This window comes from Pseudomonas anatoliensis (genome assembly GCF_017976235.1).
GTDB classification, from domain to species: domain Bacteria; phylum Pseudomonadota; class Gammaproteobacteria; order Pseudomonadales; family Pseudomonadaceae; genus Aquipseudomonas; species Aquipseudomonas anatoliensis.
Map to the genome: position 1 here is coordinate 41,521 of NZ_JACVHC010000006.1, position 17,724 is coordinate 59,244.

The window sequence follows — 17,724 nt, forward strand, 5'->3', positions numbered from 1 at the left end:
CAATATCCTCCAGAAACTTGTGTTTCTTGATCGTCGGTAAGCTGGAAGATTGTTGTTTTTTGAGCCAGCAAGGGTGTTAGCAGGTCTGTATCGGCAGCAAACGCGAGAGCTGAAAGGTTTTTGTCGGACAGAATTTGTAACAAGCCATCCCAAGAATTTTTTCACATGGGTTTCACTGGCTGCCCACGCGGGCGTCGGTAGCTTTGTCGCATCAAATGACAAGTGATGCATGCTGGCGAGGCGGCTTTTGTGGAATTGAGACTGAATCTGTTTGGCGTCAATCGCTCGATCAATCTGAGTGGTCTGGCGCGTTTTCGAAACACCTGGGTGGTGTTGGCGGCATCGCTGCTGGTGATTCCGTTGACCCTGTGGCTGCTCGCACCGGCGGCAGTGCCGGACCTTGCCCACGGCAACATCGCCGGCGCGCGGGCGTTGGCGCAGGGATGGGCCAAGGGCGACATGATCGTGCTGGTGCGCCACGTCGAGCGCTGCGATCACTCCAGGGCGCCGTGTCTGAGTGGCCATGATGGCATCACCGATCGGTCTCGCAGTTCAGCGGTTAGCGTCGGCGCGCAGTTCGAGCAACTGGGTCTGACTAACGCCGATATCTATAACAGCCCGACAATGCGTACCGTGCAGACCGCCGGTTACATGTTCAATCATGCCGCCACTGGCGACGACTGGCTGATCAACTGCAAGGGCCGCATGTTGCGCGATGCGCTTGCCCACAAGATCGCCGGTCGCAACCTGATTCTGGTGACGCACAGCGAGTGCATGGAACAACTGGAAAAAGATCTGAAAGTAGCGGGCTCCGACCTCGGTTACGGCGCTTCGTTGTTTGTTTCCGCTGCCAACCCGGCGGCTCCACAGATGCTCGGCTTTATTGAGGCCTCCGACTGGCGCACGGTGACCACGCAATGAATTCTCGTTTTTACGCGTACAACTTCGGCATCCCGCTGGCATGCGCGGCGCTGGTGTTTTTACTGTTCGACATGACCCGCATCGACATCGCCTTCAGCAACCTTTTGTTCGATCCGCTGACCCAGACCTTCCCGCTCGACAAGATTCACCTGTTCGAAAAGATCACTCACAAATGGGCGCGGATCATTCCGAACTGGACCGCCGAGATTGCCCTGATCGGCGCCATGCTGTCGGTGGTCTGGCCGCTGGTCAATCCGCAGAAGCATCCGCGACTTGGCGCATTTCTTGAACGCAGCAAAGTCGCCCCCGTGCTGCGATTTACCACTGATCACCGTAGGGATTTTCTGTTTGTGGTGGTCGCTTTTGCGGTCTGCACGGGCGTGATCCATTTCCTCAAATCCCACACCAGCGTTTACTGCCCGATCGAGACAACGCTGTACGGCGGCAAAATGGCTCACATCGAGTGGTACAGCAATTTCCAGCTGTTCCATGAAGCCGGAAGTGGCCGCTGCTGGCCGGGCGGGCATGCCTCCGGCGGCTTCACCATGCTGGCGCTGTACTTTGTGGGCCGCCGGTATCGGTGGCGCTTTTCCAGTGCCTTGTTGTGGGGCTCGTTGTTGCTGGGTTTCATCTACGGCACGACGCGAGTTCTGCAGGGCTGGCACTACATGTCCCACACGTTCTGGGCCGCAATCTTTGTCTGGTTGGCGTGTTTGCTGACGGCGCTGGCGTTTTACGGGCGGGCGCGGTTGGAGAGACCTGTGTTGCAGAAACATGAACAATGTCTGCCTGCCCAAAACCCGTCAGGGCTGGAAATGCCGTTCAATTGAGCCGCGACTGAATCAGCGTGCCGCCCGACCATAAATCGCCAATGTTGAATAGTTTGTGAATCTCATGCCAGACGTCGTGACCAGCGCTGATCCGGAGCTTCAAAGCCCGGATTGACCAGCGCAGTCAGCACGTGATCCTGCCAACGTCCGGCAATGTTCAGATACGCCTTGGCATAGCCTTCTTGCTCGAAGCCCAGTCGCTCCAACAACCGTGCACTGCGCTCGTTGCCAGGAATGTAGTTGGCCATGATCCGGTGCAGGTTCTGTGTCTCGAACATGTAGCCGATGCTGGTTTCCAGCGCTTCTTGCATCAGGCCCTGACCTTGCTGAGCCTGATCGATGTGGTACCCCAGATAACACGCCTGAAACGCCCCGCGAATGATGCCGCTGAAATTGCAGGCGCCGATCATTTGCTGGCCGTCCACGCTCAGCAGCGCGAAATGCATCGCCAACCCGGCGTCGAAGGCGCTGGCCTGGATTTCGAGACGGCGGCGAATCTGTGCGGTGGAAAAATAGTCAGTCGTACGGATTGGCGACCACGGCGCCAAGTGACGCTGGTTGCGTTGATAGAAATCGCTTTCCAGTTCTGCCTGATCCGGGGCAAGGATGGCGAGCTTCAGGCGTTGGCAGGGCAGGGTCAACAACGACATCGGGCGCTCCGGGCAAGGGTTGTCAAAGGACAGAATTGCCCGGTGCGGGGGAAAATACAAACGGGTTGTGATTTGTTGAAGCCTGTTTCGCTTCGAAGCCAAACAACAGGCAAAAAAAAGCCCGCGGGAGAGCCGCGGGCGAACCGTAGTTTCTTGAATGAGCGAGCGGACTTTACAGCGTTGGCTGGGCCGCAGCAGTGAAGAAAAATTCATCTCGATAAACTGCTCCGACCCGGTCTGATCAGCGGTCGGTCCGCGCCCACTTCAGCCATCAATGGCGCACTTCAGGGGGCGGTGAGGTGGGCGACCCCTGTTGCACAACTTGATCCCGTGCCCGGCAAACCACAATCTCGGCCAATGCACTCAACTGCTTGATTGCCACCGCAACATGGCGCTGGGTGCCGTCGCACTCATCCGCAAAGTTTGCGCTGATGAGCGCGAGGGATTCGAGAAGGTCACTGGCATGTGTGAGCAGGGTCATCGTGTCGACATCTTCGCGCACGCTGAACATTTGCTTGAGCGGCACTGTACGACGGGGTTTGCGTTGGTTTGAGCCGGTGACGCTGGCGTGGGTTTTCTGGCCGGGCGTTTGCGCGTCGGCCGGGACCGGACCGACAAGCGTGAGTCGGGTGATTTTTTTCATGACGTAGCTCCGTGGAGTGGACGATCTCTGCGGATGCGGCCTGGCAAACCGCCCGCTGGATGGCAGCGAAGCGTGGAGGGTAGCGCCGTGGAAATCGGTGCACCAGTTCATGAAAGTCGACGCGTGTTGAAGGAAATTTCCTAGGACGTGAAATGTAGGAAAAGAGGGCCGTGAAGAGTAACTGCCGGGTCGTGAATAAGCTGAAATCTTCTTTGATAATATTTTGCAAAGAACTGATGGCGCGATGCTTTGCGTGCAGTCATCATCTGCGGCGATCGTCAGGGCGGACCTCTCTGGCGTGCTGCTCGGATCTCCCTCTGATATCTATCAGGCGTCGCAACACCCGGAAGATTTTTCTACAAGGAGTAGAAAGCATGTTGAATCAGGTTATTCCCTTGGTCTTGGCTACGGCAGTCTGTAGCGCCGAGGCGCAAGTTCAGATTCAGGTAATGCCGGTCCCTGATGACTTGAAGAATCTGAAGCCTGTCGCGATTGCGCAGAGCGACCTCGAAGAGCGTAAGCGGCTTGACCGCATCGACTCGATAATTGAGCGCTTCAGTCTGAAAAAAAACGAAAAGTTCATCTATACGGGTAAGCGCTCTTCGAGTCCTCTTTTGGGGCCTTTGGATGTCGTCTACAAGGTTTATCCGCAAGAGGATGAATTGAAAGTGGTAAGGCTCAACATGCGATTGGGTGATGCCCGTCTTTATGCCGTTGATCCCGAAGATATCCAACCCTACTCAAGCTTCTCATCTGGCCCTCTCGACGCCCGGGTTGCCAGCCATATCCTCAATCCTGGCGCGTCGGCGACCCGGTCCAAAGCCTATTTCAAAGATTGGTACGACACCTATCAGTCGTCGAGAGTCAAATTCGCTCGAAAAATAGTGGCGAGCGATGCCTGTGAAACGGTAACGAGTATCGACTTCTACAGTTTCAATCTAGATGTATTCACGGCGTTCTGTGGCAACGGTATGACGCTCAGCCAAACGCCGACCGAAATAGAGAACGGGTTGCCGATAGACCCCGCCATAAAGACATGGCAGGTGAAACGGCCTCGGTAAATCAGGCGTTGTGATTCAAGTGCCACGCGTATGCCGAACTGTGCACCTTCCAATGCCTTTGGATTGCGTCCATAAGAAACGTGTCAGAGAGAAAAGATGAACCGTTCACTAACAAACCGGCACTGGCATTTTCTTGCCGCGCTCCTGTTGGTATCCAACATGGCCGCTTGGTCTACGCCCAACGTAAATGCGCAGACGCAAATGCCGGACGCGGCCGGACTGATGCGCGAGGCGCAACGCCTGAACCGCGAAGGCTCGTTGGCACAGGCCTCGGACGCTGCCCGAGCGGCCATGTTGGCCGGCCGCAAAAGGGGTGGGCTCGACTTTACAGAACTTGACGCTGGAGCCTTGCTGATTGATCTGCTGTACAAGCAGGCCCGATACGACGAGGCCCGCAGCGCCGCAGAAGAGCAGATTGCGCACTGGGAGCAACAAGCTGCCGATAGCGGGAGGTCCAGCAGGCGCGACAGTCGAGTCACGCACAGGCTGGGTCAGGCCATCGAAGCGAGCATGATGGCGGGTGAAAGAACCGAGGTCGCACGCCTGCAAGGGAAGCTGTTCGCGGTCGTCAGTCCCGATCCCGGTCTATGGCGCATGTTGCCGGATGAACCGCGCTTGCGCTACGACCTCGCTGACTTCTCGATGCCCCTCATGCTGGGGCAGTGGAAATTGACCAAATTCGAGCCAGCACAAAAACGCGATTCCAACACTATTGTTCTCTATACACAGGAGTTGCCGGGCGGCCGCCTGAGTGCCGAGATTGCCCTGTCTTATGACGAAGCTCAACGCAAGCAGAGCGCAGCCGAGCGGCAAGAGTCGGCGGATGCCTATCTTAAGCGGCACAAGCCAAGCGCACTCGAAACGGCAATGCCCGATCTCTCGTTCGACGGTCTGACTTCTTTTAAGCGGGGAGAGCAGTCGGTATGTGAAGGCGAGGAATGCCTCAATGTTCATTGGCTGGCGTTTCGTGGTGACTGGCGCATGGACATCGATGTCACCTTTGGATTACACGACGAGGCCAAAGCCACTGAGCAAATGCATCAATTGTTTGCCGCGTTGAAATGGCAAAGTGCGCCGCCGCTGTTTCGTGAGCGACCGCTGGCCGAGCAGATTCGGAATATCGAGGTGGCCGCGTCACTTGCGAATGGCGTAGCCAAGGCTGCTGAACTGGCGGAGCAGGCATTGCCCGATGCGCATTTCCCGGAAGAGATTGCGCAGATGCAGACTTACATAGGCGTGGATCAATATCGGCGCGCAAACTTCGACGCCGCCCGCCGAGCGCTGGGTCTGGCCGTGCCTGCCTGGGAGAATTCCTTCATCAATGATGTTCTTTATCGCAATGCGCTGGATTACGCCGCCGACATCGCCTATCGCCAAGGACGAAGCCAAGACGCCGTGGCACTGAATCGCAAACTGATTGAATGGCAGGAAAGTGATGCAACGTTGGGCTGGTCAGTGCCGAAGGATGAAAACGCCTTGGTCAACAACCGCCAAGGCGTGCATTTGCCCTTGCGCGTGGGTGACTACCGTCTACGTCCGGACACACACGGGCGGTTCTACTACGAAAACCTGCAGAGCGGGGCACAAATCGGCCTGACAGTAGGCATGCCACAATCCTCCGAGCAGGAGCTGGAACTGACGCTTCGTTCCTTCATGTCGAAAACTCTGGGGCTGCAAGCCGCAGGTATACGTAAGGCTAAGTTCTCACCCCGGTCGGCTGTGCATGAAGGCGTCTCGGTAATCGGCCAGAAGTGGGAGTTCGAGGTGGCACCGCTGCCGGAAGAACAAGATCATTCCAGCAAAAAACCTGTCTCGGGTGCCGTGCGTAAAACACCGACGAAAATGACGTTCTGGATCGTCGATCGCAAAGAACAAAGGTCGATGCTGCGGGCTCCTGTCACGGACAATAGTCGGTCCAGTGCTGAAGCGGATCAAGTTGCACAGGCGGTGTCGTGGTAGAAGTGGTTTCGGCTCAAGGCACGTGATCGGCAGCGAAATCAGCCTCCGTACGTGCCTGCAACCGGCCCTTGCGACACGCTATCTGAAAGCGTTCGAAGTCGCTTTCGTTCTGCGCGGTGTAACTTTTCGCGTATTTCAGCAAGGCATCTGCCAGCGCATCGCCCTTGCCGATATAGCCGCTGATCTGCGCGGCGAGCCCGGACGCTTTGGCATGCGCGCGGGCCAGGGCGCGTCCGCAAACCCGGCCATAGGCAGCAAAAGTCTCGACATCGAAGGTTTCCAGTTCGGCGGAAATCTTCATGTCGCGCAATTGCCGCACAGAGAAGTGCCGACCATTGGGCCCGGTGGTCCAGCCCAGAAACAGATCGCTGGCCGCTTGCATCAAGCGTTGACCTTCAACCACGCGCTGACCTTCGTGGCGCACCCGCGATTTGCTTTTGACGTAGTCAGCGAGCACTGAGCGCCGCGCCTCCTTGAATTGCAGGAACAGCGGGAATTGCTGATCGTCGCTCAACAGCACCACCAGACACCGCATGCCGACACTGCCCACGCCGACCACTTTGAATGCCAGATCCTGCACATGAAAACGCGACAACAGTTCGCGACGGTCGGGTTGCAGCGTGCCGCGATATTCGCGCATGAGCGTGTCACACAGAGGCCGCCAATCGGCCAACCGCAGCCAGTCATCCTCGGCATCCAGCAACGTAGTTTTTTTGTGCAGATGGAAAATTTCCGGCAAGTCATCGCGAATCATCAGACGCCCATGGGCGTCGCGCTCAATGATCTTTGGCAGCCCTTGGACGTGAGTGCGCCGCTCGGCTTTTTCGATGGCGCGCTCCACATGCTCCAGCGTACTTTTGCTCGCCTGCGCGAGCAGATCCGTGTGGGTAATCGACTCGTACCAAGTCTCCATTGAGCTTTGCTCGGCGCACTCAAACAACGTTGCCTGATAGGCACCGATCATGTCGCGGCAGACTGACTCTTCGACCGATTCACCATGGCGCAAGTCCCGCGCAGCGATCACGAAACTTGCCGCCAGCCGTTTCAGATCCCACTCCCACGGACCGGGATGGGCCTGATCGAAATCGTTGAGGCTGAACAGCAGATTGCGTTCAGGCGTGGCGAACCCACCGAAATTCAGCAAGTGAGCGTCACCACAAATCGGCGAAACCAGCCCCATGTTCGCCGTGCCCGACAAATCATGAGCCTGCAACAACGCGTTGCCACGAAAGAATTTGAAGGGCGACTCCAGCATGCGCCCGTAACGCAACTCGACCAGCGACTCGACACGCCCCTGACTTGACGCCTTGATCAGCGGAATCGGGTCGCGATTCATCTTGCCCGTGGAGGCTTGAGCATTGCGCGGGCATTTCTTGCGGGCGTCCTTGCCCAGTTGCATACGGTCTTTCAGGGTGTTCATGGCGGCGTTTTCTGGCGGAGTGGGCGCTGTGAGTGTAGAAGCGCTTTTGGGGTTTATCCGCCAGGTTGCAGCGTGCTCTGTCTTGTCGACTGGAAAAGCGTCTCGCTCAATACTCCGTCACCTTGTCCTCACGCAAAATCCATCCTGCTTCTGCCGCCACCAACTTGTACTGAACCTGCCGCATCTTCCCCGTCCGGCCGGCACCCGCGTCGGCGCTGTTGTAAACAGGGAAGCGCTGCACGAGCGTGTTCTCCACCACGGCAAATGAATCTTCACCCTGATATCCGTCGGCGATTTTCGGGTTTTCGCTGATGGGCGGCAGATAGATTTCGCTCAGGGATTTTTTGTTGTTGGCGGAATAGGCGATCAGTTCGCCCGGCATACCGCGCCCGGGTGTGCGAGTGAAGACGTAGATCTCAGGTGAGCCGTCGTTATTCAGATCGCCAATCTCGGCACGGACGATGTTGCCGTTAAGCGGACGGGTCTGCACCGTGTTGTCGATTTCCAGGCCCTTGGGTTCGATGCGCACGATGGATTTGCCGTCGACCTGATCCGCTTTTACATGAAAGTGGATGCCCTGCAATTCCAGGTTCTGGTCGAATGCCGGGTTGTTATCCACAGCGTCGCCGTTGGCGAGGATCAGTGAGATCTCGTAATCGGCCACTTCATTTCGCCGGGCAGCATTGCGCATGAGATAGACCTGCACCGTGTACTCGCCATCGGCGGGCAGCGAACCGAGAAAGTGATTGCCCATCATCGAGCCGTTGAACAGGGCGTAATCGGAGTTTTTGGCGGTGATGTTGAAGTAGGCAGACGTGTTGGTGGGCTTGAAGTCCACGGTCAGTATCTGCCCAGCCTTGGCGTTGATTTTGTACTCCGCCGTTTTATAGCCCTTAATCGACTGTTTGAACTGCACGCTGCCGTGGCCGCTTTTGTAGTTGACCAGCTGGATTCTTGGCGAGATTTCGGTAGTCGCGGCGTGGGCAGACAGTGAAAGTAGAGCAGCCAGTGCGGCGCCGAGCCAGATGTTCATGAGATTCCTTGGGTTATTGCCAGAGTGCTCCGAAGCATAGATGCGGGGCGGCACGCGCGTCCAACGGGGCTGTTGATCAATCCCGATCTTCAGATGCGACAAAGCCCGCACTGGGCGGGCTTTGTTGTTGAGTTGGTGGGCCGGGGGCATTTGAACTAGGCGGCCAGATGCCTGTTTCTATTGGGTTTGCTGGTCGAGCCGCATGGTTGGGATACATATAGGGATACAAGCTGAGGGGTGTTGTGCATCCACGGCCTGACAGAAACGTTTAAATTGAGGTTCTGAGCATCACTTGGCGACGGAAGGCAGGGGCTGGACAAATGACTAATTGGAACGGTCATGGCAGGCACACGACGCTGCCGAACAACAAAGAGATGATAGAAGCAGTCTTTAAGTGGATTCAGCGGCTTGACGACTATCCGGGATGGAAAAAGTGGAATACACAAAGATTCAACCGGACGCTGCTCGATGACGATTGGCTGACAGATGAGGAGCGTGAGCCTCTAGGGGACTTTACTTTTTCCGATGATATGGAAAGGCAGTACGACGTCGCCTTCCAGTATCTAGGTCTACACCAGACAGTTCACGTTTTGAGCGACTGTGAGTTTTACTTTCGACGCTTTCCTTTCCACGGCTTGCCAATCAGTTACTCAGACCACATCACGAATGTTTGCGAGATGTATTTTGGCCGATTTTATGAGTTCAGAGAGCGGCTCAAGAATTACCTCAACGCTCTCGATCGTGCCCTACCCAGTCATCGGATTGAAATTGGTCGTTTTATAAAGTCGTTCGATAAGGAATTTGATTCGGAGCTTCGCGCCAGGAACTCAGTCCATCACCATCAGCGTTTTAAAGATCAGGCAATCGATAGGGTATTTCTCGCTCATGCTCTCTCCACGACACCGAGCGGCTTGTCCTGGAAAAAAGAGAGGGAAAGAGCTTACCGAAAGCTCACCCGCGAATGGGTTGTCCGCGTACGCAATCGTGCAGCGAAAGTCGAAGAGTTTTTAGATGCTACGTCTACGTTCGCACTCGCAAATTGCAGTTTTCTTTCCTCCGATGCCAATGCGCCCGCTTCCGCTGCTGCGAATCAGGCGGGGGCCCCTGGAGAAAAGGCATAGGTACGGGGTCGGAAACCCGCGGGGCTTCGTTAGTGGGAGGACTCAAGAGTTACTGAAATTTCAGTCATTGAAATTGAAAGAAACACATCGAAAAACAACCACCATTACCGTTTCGGTAATGGTCACCTCAGATAGGTCATTCCATAGGGCAAATGCACAGGTGAACCGGCAGTTCACCGGGTTCACCTGTTCACTAAGCTGGGAGTTCTCCCGCTAACAAGGTCCTGCGGGTTTCCGACCCCGTGTCTCAATGAAAACCTCAGGGGCCCCGGCAGAACGCGGGAGATGCGCCTGAAGTCCGCTGGAGGGATTGGTGCTGCCGGGGAGCGGGGCTCGTATCTGTTCAAAATGTGGTGTAACTCGTGTAACTGGTGTAACAAAAATCAGTAAGATATTGTATTTATTGAGTTTTGTTTGAGTTACACCGATCTGACACACCAATTTTCAAGCGTGTAACTGAGTCAAGTCGTGTAACAGTCTCAGATGAGAGCCGGGCGCTCCAACTGGCTGACCGACCGTAAGTAATGGTTAGCCGTCGGTAATCACCTGGCATCAGGCCATCACTTGTGTCAGCAATTTTCAGGCAGTCGCAAAGACTGCTTTCGGCCAATAGCTGCTGTCCTGTCTCAGTTTTCTGGTCAACAGCTGACGCACCGGTGTGTGTAGGGCGGTACATCTACCTGAAACAGGTATCGTTTAGCCGCAGTGGCTGCATCTTACCTAGCCTATATCACTAGCTTTCCCTAGCATGGGCTTGTCTACAGAGAGAGCCTCGCTTATAGTCTCTTCATGCCAGTGACTAGGAGTACCTCCAGTCGGTTTGGAATGCTGGCCTCTACAGGTGTCTAGTCTCCGTCTTACGTTTGTGTGGGTTAATGCTGAGCAAAACGGCATTGGCCTACACAGATAGTAAGGGCTATCAAGTCCCGGTTCAGCTTAAGCTAATTTGCCTCCGCCTCTCCGCCTCCTCTCTCCCCCCCCAATATTCGACCGAATTCCCGCGCGAAGCTCATTTCCCGAACTTTTATACGCTATGCTTTTGTAATTCAGCGCTATCGATTTTCTTTAAGTTGCCTACATGACTCTGCAGCCACGTTAAGAGAGGACTTTCTCGATTTTTCTCGGAAGATCAGCTAGTATCGTTTAAAACACTATGAATGCTGCGTATCGCCCAGTTGATAGGCAAAATGAGCTATGAATAAACGCCCGCTAGAACAATTGTTTTTTGCAATGTTTAGAGATAAGCAGAGGTTTGCCGATTTTTTAGAAATTGATGTTAATTCCGCCTATACGAAGAAGGATTATGACGGGCGTGTGGTTTATAGTCCTGATAAGCTTTTAAAACAATATCTTGGATTTTTAAGTAGGGTCTTGTTCGATCGACTTCCTGTAGAGAGTGATGTGGTGTTCTCGTATAGAAAGGGCGTGAACGTTGTAAATGCAGTAGAAAAGCATAGTGCTAACAGATATTTTTTACAGTCCGACATAGAGAATTTTTTTGGAAGTATTAGTCGGAGTACGATCCGTAAATCTATTTTGTCTGCATTAGATACCTGCCCTATATCTGATATTGAGCAGTGGCTGGAAAGAATACTGGATATGGTTACCGTTAATGACGTACTACCTCCTGGATATCCGACATCACCTTCAATAAGCAATGCCTGTCTTTATAGTTTTGATAAGAGATTCCTTGATTGGTGTAAAAAAAATAACTTCATTTACAGTCGATATGCAGACGACTTGATAATTTCCGGTGGTGGCGAAGATGAAATGCATCTTATTGCTCCCAAGATAATAGAGTTGTTGAATTGCGAGTTCGAAGGTCAAATAAAGTTAAATACCGGAAAAACCAAATTTTTACGTCCGGGCGAGAAAATTAGGATTCTTGGGGTTGCAATCTTGCCCAATGGAAAAGTTTCAGTTGATGGGCGATTGAAAAAACATTCTGAAACCGCAATGTATTGCTTGCTTAACGACAAAGATAAATTTATTTCTTTTTTAAAAGAAAGTGATTTTGACAAGGCGCTAAAGAAATTCTCAGGTCAGCTAAATTATATAAATACAGTAGATCCGAGTTTCTTGGATAAGCTTAGAAGGAAGTATGGGGCCACTGCGGTGGACAGAGTTATACATGTCTCGGTGGGGTCCTGATGCTATTACATATCGAGCTCAATAATGTTCAGCATATAAATAATCTTTCCATTGATTTTGATCTCGGTAGAAATGGATTGATGTGCATAGTAGGGAAGAATGGGGTTGGAAAGACTACGCTGATAAAATCAATAAGAAATGTTAAGGTCGCTGATACTTTCTCTAAGATGGCTCAGCCCGGAGCAATAAAGAAAGGCAGTCAAATCGTATACAATTGTGATGGTGTAGACTACAAGTTTGAGTATGATGAGAATCTCCAAGATCTCAACAGTAAATCAGTTTTTCCGATAGACCTTAAAAAGCAAATCGAAGTAGAACTACCTATGCCATGGGGGCAGCGATTTAATACCTTTCAAAGCATAAGCTCCGCAGATAATGATATTCGAACAGCAGTTATGCTTGAAGAGTATTACACGCCTTCTGAGCTAATTGCGCTACTATCTGATGTGTACTGTGATGATAAATTCGCCACCCTCAAGGAAGTAAGAGTCGGAAGAAATAGCTATTATATTATTCCGCTAGAGAATGATCGCTATGTTAGGGAAGATCATCTTAGCTCGGGAGAGTTTTTCTTAATTTCGTTATATAGAAAAATAAAGGGCGCATCTCGACTTATTGTAATAGATGAAATTGATATTTCTTTAGATGCTGCAGCCCAGAGTCGACTTATAGGCTGGCTCAGAAGGTTTTGCAAAAACGAAAAGGTTAACGTTGTCTTCACTACGCATTCAATGGCTATCATGCGCACAATGCTGGATGAAGAGCTTTACTACATGTACAGTGATGATGGTGCTATAAAAACAAAGCTCGTATCTTATAATTATATTAAGTCAGTTCTATTTGGGTTTTCAGGATGGGATCGGTATATCCTTACCGAAGATCCTATGCTGGAAGGTTATTTTAAATTTTTAATCGCCACTCACAAAATACCAATTTTTTATTCGTTTCAGATAATACCGGTTGGTGGCGGCGATAACGTTGTACAGTTGCTTCGAAAGAATGTGGCGGAAGGTTTTTTTGGGCCTGGAGATCATGTCATAGCAATTTTGGATGGAGATTATGCCGGCTCAAGAAACGAGCGTCAAAAAAACACTTACTGCATACCCTTTCCTAGTATAGAGAAAAAGGTATTTGAAGATTATCAGAGCGGCAAATATTCTCTAAGCTCCCCTTTTGATAGGGAGCCGCAAAATAATAAACAATTCCGAAAGGCGATTAAGTTGGTTCACGGCGTCTCTGATCAAGACTTGTATATTTATTTGAATGAGATTTATCCGGACGAAACAAAGGTTGTCTGCGATATTTTGGCAGATTTTCTCGCGCGTCCGAACGCCTACGGGCTCGATTCGTCTCTAGGGTAGGCCGGGGGCTTGCAGAGGGCAAGAAGCGGTATAAATCGATGTGCTAGATCGGTAGTTGTGTAGCCAAATAGTATTCAGGGTGTACTCAATGGTGACCAGATCCATGGATGAAGTGCGAGCTGATTATATTTCAGCGATGGGGCAAGAGCTTGGGGCTGATTTCTACGAACTTTATGTAGAGCTTGTGGAGCTTCATATTCTCTGGCAGCAATACCGACAGCTTTTCGGAAATACAACTGATACGGTTCAGCTACTCAACAGAACGGCGGGGTTATTCTTTAAAATAGTACAAGACGAACTCTGGGATAGTGTACTTCTTGGCGTGTCACGAATGACGGATCCACCGGGATCAGGAAAATTTAAGAATCTAACCGTGCAGTCGCTATCCCTATTAATAACTGACTATGCGGTAAAGACGGAGGTGCAGGATCTCTGCACTAAGGCAGTGGCGGCGACAGCGTTTGCTCGCGAGCATCGCAATAAACGTATCGCCCATCAAGATCATAACTATCTCAGTAACCGAAATTCCAATCCTCTGAGTGGCATCAGTAGAACCACAGTTGAAAATATGCTCGCAGCACTGAGAGATGTCATGAATCATCTAGATAACCATTTCAGAGAGACCACTGTCTTGTATGAACGCTTCGTCGATGATAGTGGCGCAAGGCTGCTAATACAAAAGTTACGTAAGCTAGAGCGGCTACAAGGTGACAGCGCCGTAGAAAACACTATCTAATTGTGCGCTAAGACCGATCGCCGTAATTTGCGGTAGCAAAATAAATCTGGCCATCTAACTTCCTCATGATGAATATCTTTCAAAGATGGAAGCAACCTTCATAATCGGTTGCCTTTGGCAGGTCGCTGCGTATTGCGAAGGGCAGCTATAGGCATATTGCGGCGTATAAGTGATTCATAGAAATGCATCTATTGGACACTCGTACGGCGGTACATCCTAATGGGAAGTGTAGGTTGCAGCGATGTGGGGAATGGCTGCATGATTGGTGTCTATGGAATCGCTGAGCTGCAAGATTTAAAAAAGGAAAACATATGCTTCAGATCGCCACTGGAAAGCTCTTTAGTCGCCCCGTAGGCTGGGAAAACTTGCTGCGCGGAGTGCTTTACACCAATGCTACGTTTCCGAAAGAAAATGCGGTAGAAACGGCTGTGGGTAAACTTTTACCGTCTACCAGTTACTCGATTCACCCTCGTGTTCTCGTGTATGAGTTGGTGGAGCGAATGGAGGCCGAAGAGCGTGGACCAGGTGTGCTCTTATCATCATGTGTCGAACCGTATCTGAATGATTTTGCCGTTGTGGCATCTTTTGCTTTGAATTGCGTATGCACTCCGGATATTGATCTGGCACGACGTTTGACGAGTGGCGAGAAAGGTTTAGCCACTCGTGCGGCTCCGCAAAAATTTGTACGTCGCTTCTTCGATTCCGAACTATGGTGCAAGCCAGAGGAAATAGCATTCCTGCAGGAGTTCACTACACGTCTGATTGGATTGCCTCGCAACACATATCTTTGCGTCATGCGTGCGATCCGGACTTACATAAATGGTATGCATCGTATCGCCGATGACTTGGAGCTGGCTTACACCCTGTTAGTCGCTTCAGTTGAGTCTCTAGCCCAGGATTTCGATGAGCATGAGAGTGACTGGGAGTCCTATGATGAGCGTAAGAGACTTGCGGTTGATGAGGCGTTGATTGGTGCCGAGGAAGGCCTCGCGCAGCGGGTCAGGGGGGCACTATTAAGGGTGGAGCATACGGCTTTGGCGCGCCGGTTTCGTGAGTTTGCTATATCCCATACCCCTCCCAGTTATTTTCGCGAAGCTTCACTACTAGTGAATCAGGCTCTCTCGCGCTCAGACCTCACAGAAGTCTTGGCAATGGCCTATCAGTCACGATCCAAGTATGTGCACCAGCTAAAGAAGCTCCCGGACGCAGTTGTTCTGGGTCACGGCTATAGTGAGACCGCATTGCACGAACGTGTAACGTTCTTGACCCTTCAAGGACTATCTCGTTTGATGCGCAATGTGATCATTGAATTCATCAAAAGCCAACCTTCGTTGGAACGCGAGGAACATGAGTACGTCTTGGAGCGTACCGGAGTAATCCGGATAGAGATGGCACCGGAGTACTGGGTTGCGAACGCTGAGGGAGATGTGATCAGCGCCGGTCGACGCAAGCTTGAAGGGTTTTTAGAGCAATTTTTACCCTGTGCGTTGAGTGAAGAAGGGGCATCCCTAACGGATTTGCGGCCAGTTCTGATCCCGGTGGCGGAGCTCCTGCCAAGCGCCAAAAAGAATCTCCGCTTGCCGTATCTTGCTCTATATGTGCTTTTCAATGGAGTTGTGCCAGAGAGTAGTCGGGCACCAATATCTGAATCGATCAACAAGCTTATTCAAAAAGAGCTTTCACAGCCTTCGGCGGAAGCGCTTATCACAAATACCATCTTAGGCAAGGTGGCCAGTTGGCCTTTGGAGGTTCATCTGCAGGTATTGGAAAGCTATTTCAAGCGACGTGGAAAGCCTACCGGTCTGCGTTTTCCAAGGTTGTTTGAGGCGGCAGTATCACTGGATCTGGCGGAGCGCTTCCGTCTAATAGGGGACATGGATCAATGTAGAAAAATGGTCGCGCTTGCAGTGGAAAGCCATCCAGGGCATCAACGCCTCGTGCAGTTGGAAGCAGAAATTGATCCAGACACGCCAATCCACGGAGCGGATATTTTGTTACCTAGCTCCATTACTGGCGATGGTGCTGAATAATTCCTGGCGGCGAACTGTTTATTGGGTGTCTGCTTTAGCCGAGATCCGCCTGTCATGACCCGTAGAATTCAGCCAACGCCAGACGCTCAAACCGCCTACTAAATTGGGGGCTGATCGTATTAGCGTTCATGTTGAGTCGATGATTGCTTTCGGGAAGGGCGGTTATTAACCTAACTCAGGCAATCCTGTTGTGCGGGAGACAGGCACTTGATAGCATTTGACTAGTGGAAGACCAGCAAAAACGAGGAAAAAATTGTATGCTGAATTCAATTTTTGACTAAAAATTTTTATTATTCGGTAATGGATGCTAGGTCAATGGATGTTTTTCTGGAGTTTGTCAAGTCATCTCAGTTCATAGCGGTCTTCATCGGTATAATTACAGTATTTTTCAAGTTGCTAGCCGATTACTTTCAAAGCCGCGCAGCTCGAAAACTTGTATTGAAAGCCGAAAAGGAAGCTTATCATGTACTGCCATCGGAAGAGCTAGATGGAAATTCATCAGAATGCGAGCTGTCTCCAGAGTTGTTAGCTCAGCGCGCTCGTGATATCGATAGTTTAATAAGGCAAAATCGAGACCTTCTTCAAGTTGGTCGTCTTTTCGATCTCTACAGCAAACAAATTGAAAAATACCAAACAGAAACTCAAGCTAGAGCTGGCTGGTCATTCATATTCGCCATATTTTCTATGCTTGCCGGGCTTAGCTTTGTAGTTGGTGGGGGGTTCCACGTACTCACCAACCCGGGATGGGAGCATGTAGCGGCAGCTTCTGCAATATCTGGAATAGGCGGCGCTGTAGGAGCATTCATAACAAAAACATTTCTTGATGTCCATCGCCTTTCTCTTAGTCAACTGAACCACTACTTTCGACAACCTGTTGTCAATGCTCATGTCCTTACCGGTCAACGTTTAGCAGATCAGATTGATGATCCTATACTTCGTCAAAAAGCTTACCAGCACTTGCTGATGCAAGTTGCCAGTCTTATTCGCGAAGATACAACGTCGCCTGCTGCTGTATGGTCCCCGGAATTACCTCCGAAGCCGGAGTAAGAAGCTTCCTGAAGAAATATTTTTAAACTGACACGCTTGGTAATGTTGTCAGCAATATGTTGAGCTACAACTATCGACCGTTGTATGCGGGTTGCGACTGACAGCTCCTAGCCGATTGCTATCTGTCACGAAGGGCTGCAATCGACCGATGTTGTGGATAAAACAGGAATACTAAAATGAAAAAAAGGGCCCGTCTGGGCCCTTTTTCAGATGTGGCGATCTTACTTTTTCAACCAGCTTTCAACCTCATCGGAACCGTGCTTGGTTTTCCACTCCTTCAGTGTCTTGTGATTACCGCCTTTGGTTTCGACCACTTCGCCAGTGTGAGGATTCTTGTACGTCTTAAGCTCGCGAGGTTTGCGTTTGCCTGTTGTTTGAACGGGCGCTTGGCCGCGTGCGCTGCTCTGTGGGTCTAGTAGGTTGACGATGTGCTTGAGGCTGAAGCCGTACTGGGTGAGCAATTCACGGAGCTTGGTTTCAAACTCGATCTCTTTTTTCAGGCCTCCGTCACTCTTCAATGCTTCCAGCGCCTGAAGCTGTTCGGCCAAGTGTTTTTCTAGCTGACGGTATTCGGCAAGTTTTGACATTATTGCTTCCTGATTTAGTTTTGAAGATATCTATCTGAATAGCATTACAGCATAGAGTTCAGGTTACTTTCGACCTTTTAGCTGGCTTTCGATAAGGTTCATTTCACTCTTGATCAAGTGGACGGTTAGTACCTAAACTTTAGAGGCTTTTCCGGCTTTGATATCCACGACCTT

At 51.3% G+C, this 17,724-nt stretch carries 15 protein-coding genes; 10 read left to right on the forward strand and 5 right to left on the reverse strand.

Features of this window, described 5'->3' with window-relative positions:
* Positions 1 to 249 precede the first annotated feature (249 nt).
* Complete coding sequence (gene pmrG, locus ICA16_RS19830) at positions 250 to 921, forward strand: lipopolysaccharide core heptose(II)-phosphate phosphatase PmrG (protein WP_210701328.1); 672 nt, start codon at positions 250 to 252, stop codon at positions 919 to 921.
* Entirely contained in the window at positions 918 to 1,751 is an 834-nt protein-coding gene (locus ICA16_RS19835) for a phosphatase PAP2 family protein (RefSeq protein ID WP_210701329.1), read from the forward strand. Before pmrG ends, ICA16_RS19835 begins: the two co-directional genes overlap by 4 nt.
* A gap of 62 nt (positions 1,752 to 1,813) precedes the next feature.
* Here ICA16_RS19835 and rimJ read toward each other — a convergent pair whose 3' ends face one another.
* The gene (rimJ, locus tag ICA16_RS19840; RefSeq protein WP_210701330.1) at positions 1,814 to 2,401 is read right to left on the reverse strand and encodes a ribosomal protein S5-alanine N-acetyltransferase; all 588 of its coding nucleotides are present in this window, start codon (positions 2,399 to 2,401) and stop codon (positions 1,814 to 1,816) included.
* A 271-nt stretch (positions 2,402 to 2,672) separates the two neighbouring features.
* Positions 2,673 to 3,044 (reverse strand): DUF6124 family protein, encoded by a 372-nt coding sequence (locus ICA16_RS19845; protein WP_210701331.1) that lies wholly within the window; start codon positions 3,042 to 3,044, stop codon positions 2,673 to 2,675.
* A gap of 374 nt (positions 3,045 to 3,418) precedes the next feature.
* Here ICA16_RS19845 and ICA16_RS19850 point away from each other — a divergent pair, with 374 nt between their 5' ends.
* Entirely contained in the window at positions 3,419 to 4,105 is a 687-nt protein-coding gene (locus tag ICA16_RS19850) for a hypothetical protein (RefSeq protein ID WP_210701332.1), read from the forward strand.
* Between the two features lie 96 nt (positions 4,106 to 4,201).
* Positions 4,202 to 6,064 (forward strand): hypothetical protein, encoded by a 1,863-nt coding sequence (locus tag ICA16_RS19855; protein WP_210701333.1) that lies wholly within the window; start codon positions 4,202 to 4,204, stop codon positions 6,062 to 6,064.
* A 13-nt stretch (positions 6,065 to 6,077) separates the two neighbouring features.
* Here ICA16_RS19855 and ICA16_RS19860 read toward each other — a convergent pair whose 3' ends face one another.
* Both ICA16_RS19860 and ICA16_RS19865 read right to left on the reverse strand, forming a co-directional pair.
* The gene (locus ICA16_RS19860) at positions 6,078 to 7,484 is read right to left on the reverse strand and encodes a DUF2252 domain-containing protein (RefSeq protein WP_210701334.1); all 1,407 of its coding nucleotides are present in this window, start codon (positions 7,482 to 7,484) and stop codon (positions 6,078 to 6,080) included.
* A 106-nt stretch (positions 7,485 to 7,590) separates the two neighbouring features.
* Complete coding sequence (locus ICA16_RS19865) at positions 7,591 to 8,667, reverse strand: PliI family lysozyme inhibitor of I-type lysozyme (RefSeq protein WP_228734203.1); 1,077 nt, start codon at positions 8,665 to 8,667, stop codon at positions 7,591 to 7,593.
* Positions 8,668 to 8,837: 170 nt separating this feature from the next.
* Here ICA16_RS19865 and ICA16_RS19870 point away from each other — a divergent pair, with 170 nt between their 5' ends.
* From ICA16_RS19870 to ICA16_RS19895, 6 genes are all read left to right on the forward strand, one after another.
* Positions 8,838 to 9,638, forward strand: a complete 801-nt coding sequence (locus ICA16_RS19870; RefSeq protein ID WP_210701335.1) for a hypothetical protein — start codon at positions 8,838 to 8,840, stop codon at positions 9,636 to 9,638.
* A 1,194-nt stretch (positions 9,639 to 10,832) separates the two neighbouring features.
* Entirely contained in the window at positions 10,833 to 11,789 is a 957-nt protein-coding gene (locus ICA16_RS19875; RefSeq protein ID WP_210701336.1) for a reverse transcriptase domain-containing protein, read from the forward strand.
* On the forward strand, positions 11,789 to 13,150 hold the full coding sequence (locus tag ICA16_RS19880; protein WP_210701337.1) for an ATP-dependent nuclease: 1,362 nt from the start codon (positions 11,789 to 11,791) through the stop codon (positions 13,148 to 13,150). The genes ICA16_RS19875 and ICA16_RS19880 overlap by 1 nt, the downstream gene beginning before the upstream one ends.
* 103 nt (positions 13,151 to 13,253) lie before the next feature.
* Positions 13,254 to 13,886: an AbiU2 domain-containing protein gene (locus tag ICA16_RS19885; RefSeq protein ID WP_210701338.1), complete on the forward strand. Its 633-nt coding sequence runs from the start codon at positions 13,254 to 13,256 to the stop codon at positions 13,884 to 13,886.
* A 311-nt stretch (positions 13,887 to 14,197) separates the two neighbouring features.
* Positions 14,198 to 15,916, forward strand: a complete 1,719-nt coding sequence (locus ICA16_RS19890; protein WP_210701339.1) for a hypothetical protein — start codon at positions 14,198 to 14,200, stop codon at positions 15,914 to 15,916.
* A gap of 315 nt (positions 15,917 to 16,231) precedes the next feature.
* Entirely contained in the window at positions 16,232 to 16,963 is a 732-nt protein-coding gene (locus ICA16_RS19895; RefSeq protein ID WP_210701340.1) for a TRADD-N-associated membrane domain-containing protein, read from the forward strand.
* A 221-nt stretch (positions 16,964 to 17,184) separates the two neighbouring features.
* On the opposite strand, the gene ICA16_RS19900 is transcribed toward ICA16_RS19895, so the two are convergent.
* On the reverse strand, positions 17,185 to 17,550 hold the full coding sequence (locus tag ICA16_RS19900) for a histone-like nucleoid-structuring protein, MvaT/MvaU family (RefSeq protein ID WP_210701341.1): 366 nt from the start codon (positions 17,548 to 17,550) through the stop codon (positions 17,185 to 17,187).
* Between the last annotated feature and the right edge of the window lie 174 nt (positions 17,551 to 17,724).